This is a genomic window from Pseudomonas sp. SCB32 (genome assembly GCF_009189165.1).
GTDB lineage: Bacteria > Pseudomonadota > Gammaproteobacteria > Pseudomonadales > Pseudomonadaceae > Pseudomonas.
The window spans coordinates 2,012,787-2,030,551 of sequence record NZ_CP045118.1 but is presented as its reverse complement, the minus strand read 5'-3'; the positions used below and the strand labels follow the sequence as shown (position 1 = coordinate 2,030,551).

Here is a 17,765-nt window from a genome sequence, read left to right as displayed (position 1 = left end):
CCGGCCCGCCGGTGCGATCCCATTTCCATGCAGCGAACGATGTCATGACGCTTCCAACTCCCACCCTCCTGCAGCGACTCAAGCACACCAGCCTGGTCCTGCGGATCTTCATCGGCATGCTCTGCGGCATTGCCCTTGCCCTGATCTGGCCGCAAGGCGCCGTCGCCGTCGGCCTGCTCGGCAAACTGTTCATCTCCGCCCTAAAGGCCGTCGCACCGGTACTCGTGCTGGTGCTGGTGATGTCCTCCATCGCCAACCACAAGCAAGGCCAGCGCACGCACATCCGGCCGATCCTGCTGCTGTACCTGATCGGCACCTTCGCCGCCGCGGTGGTCGCGGTGATGGCCAGCTTCGCCTTCCCCTCCACCCTGGTCCTGCACGCCCCCAGCAACGAACTGACCCCGCCCGGCGGCATCGGCGAAGTCCTGCGCTCGCTGCTCTTCAGCGTCACCACCAACCCGGTGAAGGCATTGCTGGAGGCGGACTTCATCGCCATCCTGGCCTGGGCCATCGGCCTGGGCATCGCCCTGCGCCACGCCCGGCAGACCACCCGCGACCTGCTGGACGATGTCGCCAACGGCGTGACCCTGATCGTCCGCGTGGTGATCGCCTTCGCCCCGCTGGGCATCTTCGGCCTGGTGGCCAGCACCCTCGCCGAATCCGGCTTCGACGCGCTGCTCGGCTACCTGCACCTGCTGGCCATGCTGCTGGGCTGCATGCTGTTCGTGGCGCTGGTGGTGAACCCGCTGATCGTCTTCAGCAAGATTCGCCGCAACCCGTACCCGCTGGTCTTCACCTGCCTGCGCGAGAGCGGCATCACCGCCTTCTTCACCCGCAGCTCGGCGGCCAACATCCCGGTCAACCTGCAGCTGTGCGAGCGCCTGGGGCTGCACGAGGACACCTACTCCGTGTCCATCCCGCTGGGCGCGACCATCAACATGGCCGGCGCCGCCATCACCATCAGCGTGCTGACCCTGGCGGCGGTGCACACTCTGGGCATCGCCGTGGACCTGCCCACCGCCATCCTGCTCAGCGTGGTCGCCTCGATCTGCGCCTGCGGCGCTTCCGGCGTGGCCGGCGGCTCGCTGCTGCTGATCCCGCTGGCCTGTGGCCTGTTCGGCATCTCCAGCGAAGTGGCGATGCAGGTGGTGGCGGTCGGCTTCATCATCGGCATCCTCCAGGATTCGGCCGAAACCGCACTGAACTCCTCTACCGACGTGCTGTTCACCGCCGCGGCCTGCCTGGCCGAAGACGACGCCGACAGCCCCGAGGCCGGCGAACGCGCCTGATCCTCCCACCGGGGCGGCTGCGGCCGCCTCGGTGCTCCCCGCCTTATCCGCTGCGTCCTCAATTGCCGTTCGTCGGTCATGACGGCATTCCCTCGCCCGCGCTCAACCCGTTTTCTCCAGCCCCTTCGTCACAAGCAGCATGGACGGACGCCATGGTGGCGCTCCGCTGTGTCGGCCGCACTCCAGGGAACGGCCTTGCCGAGGTGACCCCATGCCCTTTCGACTCCATCCACTGATCCTTGCCATGGCCGGCGCGCTGGCCAGCGCCCCGTTGCTCGCCGCCCCCCAGGTGGCCGACAGCCGCATCAGCGCGGTCACCGTCTACACCGACCGCGCCATCGTCACCCGCACCGCCACCCTGCAATTGCCCGCCGGCCAGCATGAGATTGCCCTGGAGCAGTTGCCCCTGCGCATCGACGACAACAGCCTGCAGGCCTCGCTCAGCGCCAGCGCCGCGGCGACCCTGCTCGATGTCAGCAGCGCGCCGCAGGTCTCGCCGCCCTCCGAGGATAATCGCCTGCAACAGCTGGACAGCCAGTTGCGCGAGATCGCCCGGCAGGAGCGGGAAATCAGCGACCGCGGCAGCGTGCTGGAGAACCAGAAGCAGTTCCTCGCCGACATCCAGGCCAGCAGCACCAAGCCGGCCAAGGGCCAGGCGCTGCCGAGCATCGATGAGTTGAAGAACCTGCTGCAGATGAGCGAGGGCAATCTCGGGCGCATCCTCGACGAGCAGCGCAAGCTCGACCAGCAGAGCGAGGAACTGCAGCAGCGCAAGCAGGAGCTGGAGAACCAGCGCAGCCACCTCGCCGGGGACGGCACCCATTACAAGCGCGCCATCCTCCGGGTGGCCCTGGAGAAGCCCGCGCAGGTCCGCTTGCAGCTCAGCTACACCCTCTACGACGCTTCCTGGCGACCGGCCTACGACGCCCGTCTTCGCGATGGCGAGGAGCAGATCGAGATGACCTACCAGGGCATCGTCCGGCAAAGCAGCGGCGAGGACTGGACCGACGTCGACCTCACGCTCTCCACCGCGCGTCCCAACCTGGGCAGTAGCGTGCCGGCTCTTTCCCCATGGTTCGTCGACACCTTCGACCCGCGCGTGGCGCTGGCTGCCAGCCCCGCGCCAGCGCCGGTCGTGCCGATGATGGCGATGGAAGCGAAGAAGGCGCAGCGCTTCGAAGCGGACGAACTGGCCGTGGCCGGCTCCCTGGCGGACATGCCGGTCGCCATCGCCGAAGTCAGCGGAGCCACTACCAGCGCCTCCTTCCACATCCCCACCCGAGCCACGCTGAACAGCGACGGCAGCTCGCAGAAGGTTTCCATCGCCCAATTCAAGCTGCCGGCCACCTTCCGCTACCTCGCCACGCCGTCGCTGCGCGAAGCCGCCTACCTGCAGGCCGATACCCGCAACGCCAGCGACTATCCGTTGCTGCCGGGCACGCTCAACACCTACCTGGGCAACACCTTCGTCGCCAGCGGCCAGCTGCGCGCGGTGATGCCGGGCGAGACCTTCGAGCTGGCCCTGGGCGGCGACGAGGCCATGTCGATCAAGCGCAAGCTGGTCAATCGCTACACCGAGTCCACCGGCCTCACCGGCGGTCGCAAACGCATCACCTACGAATTCCGCATCGACGCGCAGAACAACCACAAGACCGAGCAGCGCCTGCAGTTCAAGGACCGGCTGCCGGTCTCGCGCAACGAGCAGATCAAGGTGGCCCTGCTGGAGCCCGAGGACCCGTCGGTCGCCCGGGAGGACGACGGCAAGCTGATGTGGGACTGGCAGCTGAAACCGGGCGAGAAACGCAGCACGACCTTCAAGTTCAGCGTGGAGTATCCGAAGGAGCTCGCAGTCAGCGGGCTGGACTGACTTTATGGCGGGCGGCGGGCATCGACCCCGCCGCCTGACAGGCATCGACGGCCAGTCGGCGAATTTGGTTCTAAGCAAAGCAGAATTCGATATTTTTCCTTTATATAACTGGTCGTTATATTCGCGCGATTGGAACTTCTCTCCGATCAAGGATCTGCAATGAAACGTCTGTTCAGCGCCTCGCTGCTGGCCGCCGGCCTCGCCCTGGCCTCCGCCGCCCAGGCCGCCCAGCCCCTGCTCAACGTCTCCTACGACGTGATGCGTGACTTCTACAAGGACTACAACACCGCCTTCCAGAAGCACTGGCAGGCCGAAAAGGGCCAGAGCATCGTCATCCAGATGTCCCACGGCGGTTCCAGCAAACAGGCCCGTGCGGTGATCGACGGCCTGCCGGCCGACGTCATCACCATGAACCAGGCCACCGACATCGACGCCCTGGCCGACAACGGCGGCCTGGTGCCCAAGGACTGGGCCGCGCGCCTGCCCAACAACAGCGCGCCCTTCACCTCAGCCACGGTGTTCATCGTGCGCAAGGGCAACCCCAAGGGCCTGACGGATTGGCCGGACCTGCTCAAGGACGGCGTGCAGGTGGTGGTACCGAACCCCAAGACCTCCGGCAACGGCCGCTACACCTATCTCTCCGCCTGGGGCTACACCCTGAAGAATGGCGGCGATGAGGCCAAGGCCAAGGAATTCGTGGGCCAGCTGTTCAAGCACGTTCCGGTGCTGGACACCGGTGGCCGCGCAGCGACCACCACCTTCATGCAGAACCAGATCGGCGACGTGCTGGTGACCTTCGAGAACGAAGCCGAGATGATCGCCCGCGAGTTCGGCCGTGGCGGCTTCGAAGTGGTCTACCCGAGCGTCTCCGCCGAAGCCGAGCCGCCGGTGACCGTGGTGGACAAGGTGGTCGACAAGAAAGGCACCCGCGCCGAGGCAGAGGCCTACCTGAAGTACCTGTGGTCCGACGAAGGCCAGACCATTGCGGCGAACAACTACCTGCGTCCACGCAATCCGGAAATCCTCGCCGAGTTCTCCGACCGTTTCCCGAAAGTGGACTTCTTCTCGGTAGAGAAGACCTTCGGCGACTGGCGCACCGTGCAGAAGACCCACTTCGCCGACGGTGGCGTGTTCGACCAGATCTATACCCCGAACTGATCAGGCCCTGCTGCGGGATCGCGGACGGAGTCCGCTCCTGCAAAAGCATGAAAGCCGGAGCTGCCCAGCAGCTCCGGCTTTTTTCATGGCACGAACATTCCCCTGTAGGAGCGCACCATGCGCGCGATCGCGGGCATGGTCCGCTCCTACATTGTTTCTGGGTCCCCGCGTTCGCGGGGAAGACGATTGCGGAGCGCGGTGCACGACATCGTCACTCCCGCGAACGCGGGAGCCCAAAAGACAGTTGCTCCTACAGGCTTACACCTTCATCCGCGCCAGGTCCGTAGGATGGGTGGAGCGCAGCAATACCCATGCTGCATCGGCACAAGGCCCATCGATGGGTATCGCTGCGCTCCACGCCATCCTACAAATGCCACGCGTTATCCCTTCCAGCCCGCCTCGCGCAAAGCGCCCAGCAGACGCTCCCCGGTCAGTGCCGGCACCAGCACGCCGTCATCGGTATGCATGTCCTTCCCGGCCAGCAGCACATTGACGATGGCCTCCTCCACCGCCTCCGCCGCCGCGGCGAACAGCGGCGAGATGTGGTCGTTGTTGACCATCGCCAAGGGTGTGGAGAACGGCAGGTCCTTGCGCCCGTAGTCCGCCGGCGGCAGATCGCGGTTGCCGGTGGCGAAGGCGAGGAAGATATCGCCACTGGAATCCTCGGTCCCGCCACCGGTGCGGGCGATGCCGACGGACGCACGCTGCGCCAGGCGCTGGCACTGGTGCGGCAACAGCGGCGCATCGGTGGCAAGGATCACCACGATGGAACCCATACCCGGCTCGCCACGGTCGGCGAAAGGAGATGGGATATCGCCCAGCTGGCGGCCCACCGGATAACCGTCCACCCGTAACTCGCGGCGCTGGCCGTGGTTGGCCTGCACCAGCGCGCCCACCGTCCAGCCGCCCTGCTCTGCCGGCAGCTTGCGTGAAGCCGTGCCGATGCCACCCTTGAATTCATGGCAGATCATCCCGGTGCCACCGCCTACCGAGCCTTCCCGAACCGCGCCGGACTCGGCGGCAGCCAGCGCTTCCCGCACCTGCTCGGCGCCAACGTGCTGGCCCCAGATGTCGTTGAGCAGCCCATCGTAGGTCTCCATCACCACTGGCATGCACCAGTAGATCGACGGGTCCGCCAGCTCGGCATGTTCGGCGGCGATCAGCGCATCACGCACCACGCCGACGCTGTGGGTATTGGTGATGGCGATGGGCGTGGTCAGCAGTCCCGCCTCGCGTATCCATTCCAGTCCGGTGGCGTCACCGTTGCCGTTGAGCACATGGCAGCCGGCGAAGCAGGGTTGCTGCCGTGCCGCGCCATCGCGCGGCTGGACCACCGTGACCCCGGTGCGCACGGCACGACCGTCGCGTTGCTCGATCAAGGTGCTGTGGCCGACGCGGATGCCGGGAACATCGGTGATGGCGTTGAACGGGCCGGGCGTGCCCAGGCCAAGGGTGATGCCGAGTTGACGAGCGCGCATGCTGTCTCCTTGAGTGCAAAGCCTGTTCAATGTCTCGCCGAGCGCAGCTCAGGCAAGGCGCAACGACCAACGGGAGTAACAGCCGAAGGCTGGCCCGAAGGGCGAGCGCAGCGAGTCAAACAGGCGAAAAAGCGCAGTTTACGAATGGTAAATGAGTATTTTGATCGGACTCGCGCACGAGCCTGCTTTTAACGCAGCATGAGCAAGCGCAGGCAGACATTGGGCAGGCTTTCAGAGCTTCTGGAAGGCCGGGCTGAGCTTGCCGTAGGTGCTGTAGAGAATCACCGACACGGCCAGTATTCCGACAATGATCATGACGTCCCGCGAGGAGGCGTCCAGTAGCAGATTGAGCAACAGATACCCGGCGCCGATCACCGCCAGCATCGCCGGCAGCGGCCACAGCGGCATGCGGTACGGGTGTTCGCGGTCGCGGCGCAGAACGCGGCTGAACAGCGCGCAGAGCGCCACCACCAGATAGACCATCACCAGCAGCAGGACGGTGAAGGAAGTCAGCTCCTCCAGGTTCGAGCTGAAGCTCAGCGCGGCCGAGGGGACTCCGAGGAACAGCGTGGCTATCCAGGGCGACTCCCAGCGCGGGTGGATGCGGGTGAAAGCGCGGTTCATCAGCGGCGTCCACAGCTCGTCGCGGCCACTGCTGAAGATCACCCGACCGACCTGGATGACGATGGCGACGATGGCATTGAACACCGAGAGGAAGATGCCAGCGCTGACCAGCCGCGACAGCGTCTCGTTGCCGTGGGCGGTGAGCAGGTAACCGACCGGATCGGGGCTGGCGATCATGTCTTTCAGCGAGGGCGCGCCGAGCAGCAACGCGGTCATCGGCACCAACTCAATGGCCAGTACCAGCACCAGCGACCAGATCACCGCACGGTGCACATTGCGCCCACCGCACTTCATGTCCTCGGCCAGCAGCACCGCGCCGCCGAAGCCGTTGTAGGCAAACAACGCGGTGCCCACGGAGCCGATCACCAGCGCCCAGGGTGCGGCGGCCAGCACTCCGCCGTCGATGTGCTGCGGCTGCAGCAGCACACTCACCGGCTGGCTGACATGGCCGAAGCCGAGCACGACTATCACCAACAACGCTGCGACTTCGCAAAGCAGGAAGACGCCGGTGATCCAGGCGTTCACCCGGATATTGAGGATGCCCAGCACGTAGCTGGCGGCGACTATCACCAACGCGACCGTCTGGGTATCGAAGTTCGTCCCCAGGGCATTGTTGAGGTAGGTCGCCGCCCCCGTGGCCAGCACGGGTGGAATGAACAGCAGCGAGACCAGCACGGTAAGGAAGGTGGCGTAGCCGGCAAGGCCGCCGAACACGCGCTTGGCGTAGACGTACTCGCCGCCAGCGGAACTGTGGGCACGGCCCAGCTCGGCATAGCACCAGGCGAACATCAGGGCCAGGAAGCCGGCGATGACGAAAGCCATGAAGGCACCGCTGCCGGCCTGCTGGATGGCAAAGGGCGCGATGACGAACACGGAGCTGGCGGGGGTGACCGCCGAGACGGTGATGGCGACCACGTCGATCACGCCCAGGCTGGGCTTGAGCGCGCTTTCTGGCGCAGGGGAAGCGCTCATATCGTTGTTTCCTCGTGTTGTTATTGGTGGCTGAGGCAGGAACGAGAACCTTGTCGCGCCCTCTGTGCGGGACGCTGGGTGGTGTGCAGTCTGGGCATGGCGAGGGTGGCGGCCAATCACCATTTGGGGTTACGCCCCCTTGACGGCGAAGCGGTAAAAGGAGGAAACCGTGGGCCGAATCCACGCCTGCCCCTCCACAACTGCCTGCCGGAGATAACTCGCCGATGCACACCCTGTTCCGCGAGGTCGGCATGCACGCCAACCTCGGCCGCGCCATCGAGCAGATCGGCCAACCGCGTTTCTGGAAGCAACTGATCCTGCTGCTGCACCAGTGGCTGCCATTCGATAACGCCCTGGCGATGTTCTACCCGGCCAGCGGCACCCCGGTGGCGCTGGAGGAGTACGACGCCGAGCCCAACGCAGGGCCTGCGGCGATGGCCATCTACCTCGACGGCCTGTACCAGCTCGACCCCTTCTACCAGGCCTGCCGCGAGGGTGTGTCCAGCGGCTTGTACCGGCTGGAGGAAATCTCCCCGGACCAGTTCCGCCAGAGCGAATACTTCCTCAGCTACTTCCACGACAACGTGCGGGAGGACGAGGTGCAGTTCATCCTGCAGCTGCCCGGCCAGGGGGCGCTGTCGCTGTCACTGGGTATGCGCAAGCTGTTCGAGGCCGAGCAGACCGGCCTGCTGGCGATGCTCTGCCCCTGGGTCCTGGCGCTGATGCAGCAGCACTGGCAACAGCGCAGCCAGCGCCTGCTGCCGGGCGCCAGCGACGGTGTGGCGGTACAGGTGCGGGACGCGCTGAGCCATTTCGGCGCCGGCGTGCTCTCCGAACGAGAGCTGGAGATCGCCCGGCTGATCCTGCGGGGTTACTCCTCCAAGGCGATGGCCGAGCGCCTGGCTATTTCCCCGGAAACCATCAAGGTGCACCGCCGCCACCTGTACAACAAGCTCGACATCTCCTCGCAGCCGGAGCTGTTCTCGCTGTTCCTGCAATCTCTCGGGCATGACCCGCAGAACCCCTGAAACGCCGATACCGCCGCCCCCTTCGCGTCCAGCGGGACACCCCGCTGGCCCCCTGCAGACACTACCGCGCCCCGCCCAGGCTTCTAGACTGGACCGGTGTCATCGAAGCCACTCCCAGAACAATCACAAGAGCACAGCCTGATGAACGCACGCGCCAGCTTCACCCACATGGAAGACAGCAGCGCCGAGGACTGGGCGATCATCGCCAAGGACTTCGCCCAGTACGCGCCCCTGCTGCCGGACCGCATCCTGAACCACCTGCGCCTGCTCGACGGCGACTTCGGTGGTTTCCCGGTGGACCGCCTGACCCACTCGCTGCAGACCGCCACCCTGGCCCACCGCGATGGGCGTGACGAGGAATACGTGGTCTGCGCCCTGCTCCACGACATCGGCGATACCCTCGGCTCGTTCAACCACGCCGACATTGCCGCCGCCATCCTCAAGCCCTTCGTTTCCGAGGAGAACCTGTGGATGGTCGAGAAGCACGCGATCTTCCAGGGTTACTACTTCTTCCATCATCTGGGTCTGGACCGGCACCTGCGCGAGCAATTCAAGGACCACCCGGAGTACGCCCGGACCATCGAGTTCTGCGCCCGCTACGACGCCGCCGCCTTCGATCCGGACGCGGAATCCCTGCCGCTGGAGTTCTTCGAGCCGATGCTGCGCCGGGTTTTCGCCCAGCCACGCCGCTCGATCTACCAGAGGCCCGACGGCAGCATGGCTTGAGATAGACGGCCCGGCGGCCCGCGACGAGCCGTCGCGAACCGCCGCTGGCCCAGCAGGCAGCGCATGGAATAAGATTCCTACACCCGCAATCGCGCGGGAGGCGCCAATCTGGATTGCGCCGACACTAACCAGGGACTATTCCTGCGCATGAAGCCTATCGTCACCGAGCGTCCCGCCGGGCCGCTCACCTCCGCCCCCCTGCGCGAATACCATTCCCGCGTGCTGGCCTATGTCGCCGTTGCGGCGACCATCACCGCCGGCACCTTCAGCCAGTACTTCGGCTATGACATCCTCTGGATGGTCCCCTATGCCCTGCTCTACCCGCATCTCGCGCAACAGCTGAGCCGTCGCTTCAAGCACGACCACCCGCAGCGCACGCGCCTGGTCCTGATGTTCGTCGATGCCCTGCACGCCGGCAGCGCCACCGCACTGATGGGCTTCTCGGAAGTACCGAGTCTGATGCTGGTGCTGGTGCTGGCCTTCTCTTCGCTGATCATCGGCGGCCTGCGTTCCCTCGGCCTGGGCCTGCTGGTCATGCTCAGCGCCTCGGTCTTCACCGCAGCGCTGCTCGCCCCGGCCTACAAGGGCGGCACCCCGACCCTCGTGGCGCTGGTCAGCGTGCTGTTCTCCACCCTGTACATCTGCATCACCGCCTTCTTCGTTCACCAGCAGGGCCTGCGCCTGGCCCTGGCCCGCGCGGAAATCACCCGCGAACAGGAGAAGGCCGCGCGGTTGGCCAGCAACCTGGCCAAATACCTGTCGCCGCAGGTGTGGGAGTCGATCTTCAGCGGCAAGAAGAGCGTGCGCCTGGAAACCCAGCGCAAGAAGCTCACGGTGTTCTTCTCCGACATCAAGGGCTTCACCGAGCTGTCGGAGGAGCTGGAAGCCGAAGCCCTCACCGACATGCTCAACAACTACCTCAACGAAATGTCGAAGATCGCCCTCAAGTACGGCGGCACCATCGACAAGTTCGTCGGCGACTGCGTGATGGTGTTCTTCGGCGACCCCTCCACCCAGGGCGCACGGAAGGACGCCGCGGCAGCGGTGTCCATGGCCGTGGCCATGCGCAAGCACATGAAGGTCATGCGCCAGCAGTGGCGCGCCCAGGGCATCACCAAGCCGCTGGAAGTGCGCATGGGCCTGAACACCGGCTACTGCACCGTGGGCAACTTCGGCGCCGACACACGCATGGACTACACCATCATCGGCCGCGAAGTGAACCTCGCCAGCCGCCTGGAAAACGCCGCCGAAGCCGGCGAAATCCTCATCAGCCACGAGACCTACTCGCTGGTGAAGGACATCCTGATGTGCCGCGACAAGGGCCAGATCACGGTGAAGGGCTTCAGCAAGCCGGTGCAGATCTACCAGGTGGTCGACTTCCGCCGCGACCTGGGCTCCAACCCCAGCTTCATCGAGCACGAAGTGCCGGGCTTCTCCATGTACCTGGACACCAACAACGTGCAGAACTACGACAAGGAGCGAGTCATCGAGGCGCTGCAGCAGGCTGCCGAGAAGCTCAAGGACAAGATCATTCTCTGATCCGCACGCCCGCCCCCCTGCTTACCGTAGGAGCGGGCCATGCCCGCGAAGCTCTTCGTAGGGCGCATAACGCGTCAAGCGTTATCCGCCGCTTCTGGGCTTGGGTGTATCTGCGCCGCTTCGGCATGTGCTGAGAGATTTTGTTTCGCCCCCTCGGGCGAGTCCCTTTTGGGGCCCCAAAAGGAACCAAAAGGTCTTGCCCCTGCATCCGGTTTTTCGCTTAGGCGAAAAATCCCCTCGCTCCATCGAAGTTTCAGGGGCACGCGTCGACGGGCCATCCATGGCCCAACGACGCTCTCGCGGCATCCATGCCGCTCAACCCCTGAAACCCCGACTCCACTCGGCCTCCTGAAGGGGCGCTGGGAGTGCGCGGGCGTTTCTCTGGAAGTCCTCGAGAGCCAAAGCCAGAGCAAAGGGCATGGCGGGCTTTCGTAGGAACGGACCTTGTCCGCGAAATCCATCGCGGCGGAATGCGCTCCCACCGGGAAAACACCTCGGCATGACGCTCCTACAACGATCCCTCAACCACCCGCCCATAAAAAAGCCCGCTCAAAAGAGCGGGCTGGAAAGGCTCCGATGCTTCACGTTCACCGGGCCAAAGCTTTCACGGGCGAACTCAATGCGAAGGCTGCACTTCCGCCGAATTGCCCGGGCCGGCGGCCAGTTCGTCGTGCAGGGTCTTCTCGTTGAGCTGCTTGCACCACTTGGCGACCACCAGGGTGGCCACGCCGTTGCCCACCAGGTTGGTCAGGGCGCGGGCTTCGGACATGAAGCGGTCGATGCCCAGGATCAGTGCAAGCCCGGCAACCGGCAGATGGCCCACGGCGGAGAGGGTCGCAGCCAGCACGATGAAGCCCGAACCGGTGACGCCGGCGGCGCCCTTGGAAGCGATCAGCAGCACCACCAGCAGGGTGATCTGGTGGCTGATGTCCATCGGCGTGTCGGTGGCCTGGGCGATGAACACGGCGGCCATGGTCAGGTAGATCGAGGTGCCGTCCAGGTTGAACGAGTAGCCGGTGGGAATCACCAGGCCGACGACGCTCTTGTCGGCGCCCAACTTCTCCATCTTGGCGATCATGCGCGGCAGGGCCGACTCGGAGGACGAGGTGCCCAGCACGATCAGCAGCTCCTCACGGATGTAGGAGATGAAGCGCAGGATGCTGAAACCGTGGTAGCGGGCAATGCTGCCGAGCACGATCAGCACGAAGAGGATGCAGGTGATGTAGAAGCACAGCATCAGCTGACCGAGCTGCACCAGCGAACCCAGGCCATAAGCGCCGATGGTGAAGGCCATGGCACCGAAGGCGCCGAGCGGAGCGACCTTCATGATCACGTTGATGATGTTGAACATCACGTGGGTGAAGCGCTCGATGAGCTGGAACAGCGGCTGGCCGTAGTCACCCATGCGGTGCAGCGCGTAGCCGAACAGCACCGAGAAGAACAGCACCTGCAGGATGTCGCCGTTGGCGAAGGCGCCGACCACGGTGTTTGGGATCACGTTCATGAAGAAGTCGATGGTGCTCTGCTTCTCGCCGGACGCAATGAACCCGGTCAGCGCCGCGTTCTTGTTCATTTCGGCGGTCAGCGTGGCGACATCGGCGTGCATGCCGGCGCCCGGCTGCACGACGTTGACCACGACCAGACCGATGATCAGTGCGATGGTGGAAACGATTTCGAAGTACAGCAGCGCCATGCCGCCAGTCTTGCCCACGGCCTTCATGTTCTGCATGCCGGCGATGCCGGTGACCACGGTACAGAAGATGATCGGCGCGATGGCCATCTTGATCAGTTTGACGAAGCCATCGCCCAACGGCTTCATCAGTTTGGCGGTGTCGGGGTAGAAGTGACCCAGCGCGATACCGATGGCAATGGCGATCAGTACCTGCACGTACAGGCTATTGTAGAAGGGTTGCTTGGTCATGGCAGCTCTGTCCTCACGGGCCCGCGTTCCCGCCAGGGGACGCAAGACCGAACGCGTTATCTCCCTGCAGTGGGAGAATTTGTTTTCAGGGCCTGCCCACGGGCAGGCCTTGAACGCTTATGGCAAGTGCTGTGCCAGACCTTTATAAACAAATTTAATCCTTTAATTTCAATAACTTGCACGAAAAGGCACGGCACATCGGCAGCTAAAAATGGCGGAAACCCGCCTCCTGACTGGCGGATTTCCCGCCCTCTGGCGGGTATCCGCCAGGACCTCCGTACCGTAGATTGTAGACCCCGGCCCCCCTGCCCCGGGACGGCCGGACACACCGCGCGCACGAACGACGCGTGGACGGAGCAACAAGGACTTCCCATGCGAGAACGCACCATCGCCAGCCATTTCATCCGCGCCGCCGTGCAGGGCGCACAGCGCCAGGGCCTGGACGTCGCGGCCCTGCTGCGCGACGCCGGCATCGCCCCGGCAGTGCTCGACGAGCCCCGCGCGCGCATCGACCCCGACCAGTTCACGCGACTGATGCAGCGCCTGTGGGAAGCGCTGGACGACGAGTACATGGGCTTTGGCAGCAGCCCCAGCAAGCGCGGCACCTTCGCCATGATGTGCAACGCCATCATCCACTGCCGGACCCTGGAAAAGGCACTGAGCCGCGGCTCGCTGTTCTACGGCCTGTTTCCCGAGGCGCCAGCGATCCGCCTGGTGCGCGAGGGCGATTGGGCACGCCTGACCCTGGACGAGAGCCACCTGCGCGACCCTGACCATTTCCTCGCCGAGAGCCTGCTGCTGATCTGGCACCGCCTGGCGAGCTGGCTGATCGGCCAGCGCATCCGCCTGGAGGAAGCCACCTTCAGCTACCCGACGCCTGAGCACCAGGCCGAGTACGACCTGCTGTTCCCCTGCCCGCGCCGTTTCGCTGCCCAGAGCACCAGCCTGCTGCTGCCGGCGCGCTACCTGGACATGCCGCTGCTGCAGGACGAGCGCACCCTCAAGCACTTCCTCAAGGACTCCCCCGCCGACCTGCTCGCCCGCCCCGACGGCGGCGACAGCCTGACCAGCCAGATCCGCCGCCTGCTCGGCCGCGACTGCCGCAACTGGCCGGACCTGGAACAGGTGGCCGCGCAGCTGCACATGAGCCCGCAAACCCTGCGCCGCCACCTGCGCGAAGAAGGGCCAAACTTCCAGGAGTTGAAGGATCAGCTGCGCCGCGACCTGGCGATCTACTACCTGGGCCGCGATGAGCTGTCGATCCAGGACATTGCCGACCAGCTCGGGTTCTCCGAGCCGTCGGCGTTCCACCGGGCGTTCAAGAAATGGACGGGACTGACGCCGGGGGCTTATCGGGCGCAGCAGGGGGAATGACAGGGAGGCACGGCATCAACCTGTAGGAGCGGGCCATTCCCGCGATCGCACGCATGGCGCGCTCCTACAGGATTGCGCGGACCATCGCCCGTAGGAGCGGACCTTGTCCGCGAAATCCAGCAGGCCGGAATACGCTGGCAGGAATGTCACCGGGGCTGACCGTCGGCCCTGCCGACGGATCGCGGGCATAGCCCGCTCCTGCAAAGGGGCTTCGGTGCGTGGGCGCTTGCGAGCATGGGCTGAGTGGGCTATCCCGGCAAGCGAATCCTGAAGCACGCCCCACCCAGTTCGGAGTCCTCCAGCGCCAGCTCGCCGTCGTAGCTGTCGATGATGTCCTTCACCACCGCCGTACCGATGCCCTGGCCGGGGTGCTGGGTGTCCAGGCGTTCGCCGCGCTTGAGGATGCGCTCGCGCTGGCTGGGAGGCACTCCGGGGCCGTCGTCCTCGACGACGAGTTCGACGAAACGCCCCTGCTTGCGGACGCTGACCTTCACTTTCGTCAGGCACAGGCGGTAGGCGTTCTCCAGCAGGTTGCCGAGCATCTCCAGCAGCGCGCCCCGCTCCACCGGCAAGGCGAACCCCGGAGGGATATCGCGCTCCAGCAGCACGCGCTTGTCGCGGTAGACCTTGTCCAGCGCGCCACAAAGGGTATCGAGCAAGGGTTCGAGCTCCGCCCGGTGGCGAACCAGCCCACTCTTGCGCAGGCTGGCGCGCTGCAGTTGGAAGCCGATCTGCTGGTTCATACGTTCGATCTGGGTCTGCAGCACCTGCACCTGCTCGCGATTCTGCGGCTGCGCCGAGAGGTTTTCACTGACACCCTGCAGCACCGCCAGCGGAGTTTTCAGGCTATGGGCGAGATCCCCCAGGGAATTGCGGTAGCGTTCGCGCTGGGCGCGTTCGCTGTCGAGCAGTCGGTTCAGCGAGCCGGTCAGGCGCAGCATTTCGTCCGGGTGCTCGTCGCTCAGGCGCTCGCGCTCACCCGCCTCGATCTGATCGAGCTCGGCGCGCAACCCGCGCATCGAGCGAAAGCCCCAGCTCAGGCCGAGCCAGAGCATCCCCAGCAGCACCAGCAACGCCCCGCCCAGCCAGACATAGAGCTGCTCACGCAGACCCCGCATCAGTTCGCGGAAGTCGCTCTCCGGCTGCATGGTGACGATGCTGTAGGCCGCGTGCTTGCCACCGACCAGGTCGATTTCCACGTCATAGACGAAGAACGACTGGCCGGAACGATCGCGGATGCGTGTGAACTCATCGACCAGGCCGTCGTACTTGGGCGTGTACTCGATGCTCTCGTCCTGCGCCGAGGTGGAGCGCCAGACCAGTTGGCCCTTCTGGTCGAAGATGTAGCCCAACAGCTTGGACTCCGGGAGGTTGAAGTCCTCCACCGGCAGGTGGTCCGGCATGTTCAAGCGCCCGCCCTCGATGCGCGCGGCCGACACCAGCGTGGCCACATCGGCCGCCAGGCGCTGCTGGATGGCATCTTCCAGGGCGATGCTGAACGCCCGCTGCAGCGCCGGCAGCAAGGCGGCCATGAACAGGATGGCCAGCAACGCCGCGCCGATCATCAGACGCAGGCGCAACGAGCGGATCATTTGCACAACTCGTTGAAGATGTAGCCCTGGCCGCGCACCGTATCGATGGGCTTGAAGCCGGAGGTCGCCTCCAGCTTGCGGCGCAGGCGGCCGACCAGCACCTCGATCACGTTCGGATCGCGATCGTCATCGTCGGGGTAGAGCTGCTCGATCAGCCGCTCCTTGGCCACCACCTGCTGGTGATGACGCATGAGGTATTCGAGGATGCGGTACTCGAAGGCGGTCAGCTGCAACGACTCGCCATTGACCAGCGCCTGCTTGCGGTTGAGGTCGAGCTGCAGAGGGCCAGCCTCGATGCTCGACTGGGCGAAACCGCTGGCGCGGCGCAACAGGGCATTCAGGCGCGCCTCCAGCTCTTCGAACTGGAAGGGTTTGACCACGTAGTCGTCGGCGCCGGCGGCCAGGCCTTCGACCTTGTCCTGCCAGTTGCCACGCGCGGTAAGGATGAGGATCGGGAAGGTCTTGCCCTGGCTGCGGAACTCGCGGATCAGGTCCAGGCCACTCATGCCCGGCAGGCCGAGATCGACCATCGCCAGGTCGTGGTGGTATTCGCTGGCACGGTACAGCGCCTCTTCGGCATCCGCGACGGCATCGACCACATGGCCCTGTTCGCCAAGCCGGGTATACAAGTGATGGCGCAACAGCGCCTCGTCTTCCACCACCAGCAATTTCATGCGCTTGCTCCCTGAATCAGGCAACCGGGCCAGCATGGCCCGGTTGCAGTATCGGTCAGAACGAGTAGTTGGCCCCCAGATAGAGCTGGGAGCTGCTGTGTAGATCCAGCGATCCGACCTTGCCGCCGCCATGCGGACTCATTTCGGTACTGGCGTTGGTGCGCAGGTAACGGTAGCCACCTTCGACAGAGGCGTTCTTGCCGACTTCCTGGAGGATACCGGCTTGCACGCCGATGGCGTAACCGACGTCGCTGTCACGGCTGTAGCCCTTGGAGTCCTGCTCCAGCTTGACCAGGCCGGCGGTGCCGCCACCGAACAGCTTGGTGCCCTTGTCACCCAGCGGCAGGAAGGCGTCGTAGCTGCCGAGCAGGTTCTGCTGGCGCAGCTTCAGGCCACTGTCGGTGTCGGAAACGTATTCATAGGTGACGTAGTAGCGACCCTGCTCCATCTGCTGGCCGGCGCGTACGCCCCAGGTGCTGCTGTTGTTGATCACGCTATCGAAATTCGGGTTGTCGAGGTTGCGGTTCAGCGCATCGGATTTCTGAATGTTGTTGCTGGTTTCGCCCCAGGTCATGCCGACGAAAGTATCGGCTGCATTGGCCGCAGTGGCGGCGACGGAGGCACCGAGAATGGCGCTGGCGAGGGCGATTTTCTTCATGGTTTTCATGGGGATTCTCCCGTCAGGTCTTCAATGATCTGTTGACGGGGAGCAGGTTAACGACGGGCCACTGAACGCAACCTGTCCATCCGCTGAACCATTGCTGAACGAAAAGCGCTATAGGAAAAAAGAACAGCGCCTGTACGACTTTGCCCACACATAAAGCAGGGTCTAGTCTGATTCCCAATTGTTGGCGGGAGGCTGACCCCCATGACTGAAAAGACCGCTGCCGACGCGGAAAAAAGCAAGGAAACCCGGCTGTTCCTGTTCCTCGTGATCTGCCTGTTCCCCTTGCTGTCGGTGGCCATCGTCGGTGGCTACGGCTTCATCGTGTGGATGTACCAGCTGATCGCCGGGCCGCCTGGCCCGCCGTCGTAGGGGCGCACTGGTGCTCGCCCGCCGCGCCCTGCTGCGGCGCCTGGGGGGTGCGTCCGAAGTCCGTCGCCCACCATGGACCGCCAGCGATTTCCTTGAAGGCTGCACCCGCTGCAATGCCTGTGTCGACGCCTGCCCGGAGCAGGTGCTGCGCATAGGCGACGGCGGCTATCCGCAGCTTGACCTGAGCCTTACCGGTTGCAGCCTGTGCGGCGACTGCGCGCAGATGTGCGAAGCCGCTGTATTCGACCTGAGCCGCGCGGCATTCCCCTGGCGCGCACAGATCGACGAGCACTGCCTGGCCCGGGCCGGCATCCACTGCCGCAGCTGCGATGACAGCTGCGAACCGCGCGCCATCCACTTCCAGCCGCAGCTCGGCGGCCCCGCCCTGCCCAGCCTCGATAGCGAACGCTGCACCGGCTGCGGCGCCTGTCTCGCCCCCTGCCCCGGCAACGCCATTCACTTGACCCGTGAGGCCACCCATGCCTGA

Annotated in this window: 15 protein-coding genes; 9 read left to right on the top strand and 6 right to left on the bottom strand. The window is 65.0% G+C overall.

Annotation, left to right across the window (positions count from 1 at the left end):
* Positions 1-44: 44 nt before the first annotated feature.
* From sstT to GA645_RS09655, 3 genes are all read left to right on the top strand, one after another.
* A complete protein-coding gene (sstT, locus tag GA645_RS09665; RefSeq protein WP_152222177.1) occupies positions 45-1,289 on the top strand; it encodes a serine/threonine transporter SstT in 1,245 nt (414 codons plus the stop codon).
* A gap of 211 nt (positions 1,290-1,500) precedes the next feature.
* Complete coding sequence (locus GA645_RS09660; protein WP_256676120.1) at positions 1,501-3,156, top strand: mucoidy inhibitor MuiA family protein; 1,656 nt, start codon at positions 1,501-1,503, stop codon at positions 3,154-3,156.
* A 159-nt stretch (positions 3,157-3,315) separates the two neighbouring features.
* The gene (locus GA645_RS09655; protein ID WP_152222175.1) at positions 3,316-4,314 is read left to right on the top strand and encodes a sulfate ABC transporter substrate-binding protein; all 999 of its coding nucleotides are present in this window, start codon (positions 3,316-3,318) and stop codon (positions 4,312-4,314) included.
* Positions 4,315-4,694: 380 nt separating this feature from the next.
* On the opposite strand, the gene GA645_RS09650 is transcribed toward GA645_RS09655, so the two are convergent.
* Complete coding sequence (locus tag GA645_RS09650) at positions 4,695-5,792, bottom strand: P1 family peptidase (protein ID WP_152222173.1); 1,098 nt, start codon at positions 5,790-5,792, stop codon at positions 4,695-4,697.
* A 231-nt stretch (positions 5,793-6,023) separates the two neighbouring features.
* Complete coding sequence (locus GA645_RS09645; RefSeq protein ID WP_152222171.1) at positions 6,024-7,388, bottom strand: APC family permease; 1,365 nt, start codon at positions 7,386-7,388, stop codon at positions 6,024-6,026.
* A gap of 224 nt (positions 7,389-7,612) precedes the next feature.
* On the opposite strand from GA645_RS09645, the gene GA645_RS09640 reads away from it, so the two are divergent.
* From GA645_RS09640 to GA645_RS09630, 3 genes are all read left to right on the top strand, one after another.
* Positions 7,613-8,416, top strand: coding sequence for a helix-turn-helix transcriptional regulator (locus GA645_RS09640; RefSeq protein ID WP_152222169.1), 804 nt, complete (start codon positions 7,613-7,615; stop codon positions 8,414-8,416).
* A gap of 141 nt (positions 8,417-8,557) precedes the next feature.
* Positions 8,558-9,142, top strand: a complete 585-nt coding sequence (locus tag GA645_RS09635; protein ID WP_152222167.1) for an HD domain-containing protein — start codon at positions 8,558-8,560, stop codon at positions 9,140-9,142.
* A gap of 147 nt (positions 9,143-9,289) precedes the next feature.
* Positions 9,290-10,681 (top strand): adenylate/guanylate cyclase domain-containing protein, encoded by a 1,392-nt coding sequence (locus GA645_RS09630; protein WP_152222165.1) that lies wholly within the window; start codon positions 9,290-9,292, stop codon positions 10,679-10,681.
* A gap of 616 nt (positions 10,682-11,297) precedes the next feature.
* Here the strand turns inward: GA645_RS09630 and GA645_RS09625 are convergent.
* Positions 11,298-12,602 (bottom strand): dicarboxylate/amino acid:cation symporter, encoded by a 1,305-nt coding sequence (locus GA645_RS09625; RefSeq protein WP_152222163.1) that lies wholly within the window; start codon positions 12,600-12,602, stop codon positions 11,298-11,300.
* Positions 12,603-12,974: 372 nt separating this feature from the next.
* Between GA645_RS09625 and GA645_RS09620 the strand changes: the two genes are divergently transcribed.
* Positions 12,975-13,976 carry an AraC family transcriptional regulator gene (locus GA645_RS09620; protein ID WP_152222161.1) on the top strand — a complete coding sequence of 334 codons (1,002 nt, stop codon included), beginning with the start codon at positions 12,975-12,977 and terminating at the stop codon, positions 13,974-13,976.
* A gap of 248 nt (positions 13,977-14,224) precedes the next feature.
* Here the strand turns inward: GA645_RS09620 and GA645_RS09615 are convergent, their stop codons facing one another.
* From GA645_RS09615 to GA645_RS09605, 3 genes are read right to left on the bottom strand one after another with little or no spacing between them, the layout of a single operon-like run.
* Complete coding sequence (locus GA645_RS09615; RefSeq protein WP_152222159.1) at positions 14,225-15,568, bottom strand: ATP-binding protein; 1,344 nt, start codon at positions 15,566-15,568, stop codon at positions 14,225-14,227.
* The gene (locus GA645_RS09610; protein WP_152222157.1) at positions 15,565-16,242 is read right to left on the bottom strand and encodes a response regulator; all 678 of its coding nucleotides are present in this window, start codon (positions 16,240-16,242) and stop codon (positions 15,565-15,567) included. Before GA645_RS09610 ends, GA645_RS09615 begins: the two co-directional genes overlap by 4 nt.
* A 55-nt stretch (positions 16,243-16,297) precedes the next feature.
* Positions 16,298-16,909, bottom strand: coding sequence for an outer membrane beta-barrel protein (locus tag GA645_RS09605; RefSeq protein ID WP_152222155.1), 612 nt, complete (start codon positions 16,907-16,909; stop codon positions 16,298-16,300).
* 201 nt (positions 16,910-17,110) lie between these two features.
* Here GA645_RS09605 and napE point away from each other — a divergent pair, with 201 nt between their 5' ends.
* Positions 17,111-17,278: a periplasmic nitrate reductase, NapE protein gene (gene napE, locus GA645_RS09600; protein ID WP_152222152.1), complete on the top strand. Its 168-nt coding sequence runs from the start codon at positions 17,111-17,113 to the stop codon at positions 17,276-17,278.
* Positions 17,279-17,288: 10 nt separating this feature from the next.
* Positions 17,289-17,765, top strand: coding sequence for a ferredoxin-type protein NapF (gene napF, locus GA645_RS09595; protein ID WP_152222150.1), 477 nt, complete (start codon positions 17,289-17,291; stop codon positions 17,763-17,765).

Bases quoted from the DNA above. Each gene is read 5' to 3' on its own strand.
- sstT (WP_152222177.1), top strand. From the start codon at position 45: ATGACGCTTCCAACTCCCACCCTCCTGCAGCGACTCAAGCACACCAGC.
- GA645_RS09660 (WP_256676120.1), top strand. From the start codon at position 1,501: ATGCCCTTTCGACTCCATCCACTGATCCTTGCCATGGCCGGCGCGCTG.
- GA645_RS09655 (WP_152222175.1), top strand. From the start codon at position 3,316: ATGAAACGTCTGTTCAGCGCCTCGCTGCTGGCCGCCGGCCTCGCCCTG.
- GA645_RS09650 (WP_152222173.1), bottom strand. From the start codon at position 5,792: ATGCGCGCTCGTCAACTCGGCATCACCCTTGGCCTGGGCACGCCCGGC.
- GA645_RS09645 (WP_152222171.1), bottom strand. From the start codon at position 7,388: ATGAGCGCTTCCCCTGCGCCAGAAAGCGCGCTCAAGCCCAGCCTGGGC.
- GA645_RS09640 (WP_152222169.1), top strand. From the start codon at position 7,613: ATGCACACCCTGTTCCGCGAGGTCGGCATGCACGCCAACCTCGGCCGC.
- GA645_RS09635 (WP_152222167.1), top strand. From the start codon at position 8,558: ATGAACGCACGCGCCAGCTTCACCCACATGGAAGACAGCAGCGCCGAG.
- GA645_RS09630 (WP_152222165.1), top strand. From the start codon at position 9,290: ATGAAGCCTATCGTCACCGAGCGTCCCGCCGGGCCGCTCACCTCCGCC.
- GA645_RS09625 (WP_152222163.1), bottom strand. From the start codon at position 12,602: ATGACCAAGCAACCCTTCTACAATAGCCTGTACGTGCAGGTACTGATC.
- GA645_RS09620 (WP_152222161.1), top strand. From the start codon at position 12,975: ATGCGAGAACGCACCATCGCCAGCCATTTCATCCGCGCCGCCGTGCAG.
- GA645_RS09615 (WP_152222159.1), bottom strand. From the start codon at position 15,568: ATGATCCGCTCGTTGCGCCTGCGTCTGATGATCGGCGCGGCGTTGCTG.
- GA645_RS09610 (WP_152222157.1), bottom strand. From the start codon at position 16,242: ATGAAATTGCTGGTGGTGGAAGACGAGGCGCTGTTGCGCCATCACTTG.
- GA645_RS09605 (WP_152222155.1), bottom strand. From the start codon at position 16,909: ATGAAAACCATGAAGAAAATCGCCCTCGCCAGCGCCATTCTCGGTGCC.
- napE (WP_152222152.1), top strand. From the start codon at position 17,111: ATGACTGAAAAGACCGCTGCCGACGCGGAAAAAAGCAAGGAAACCCGG.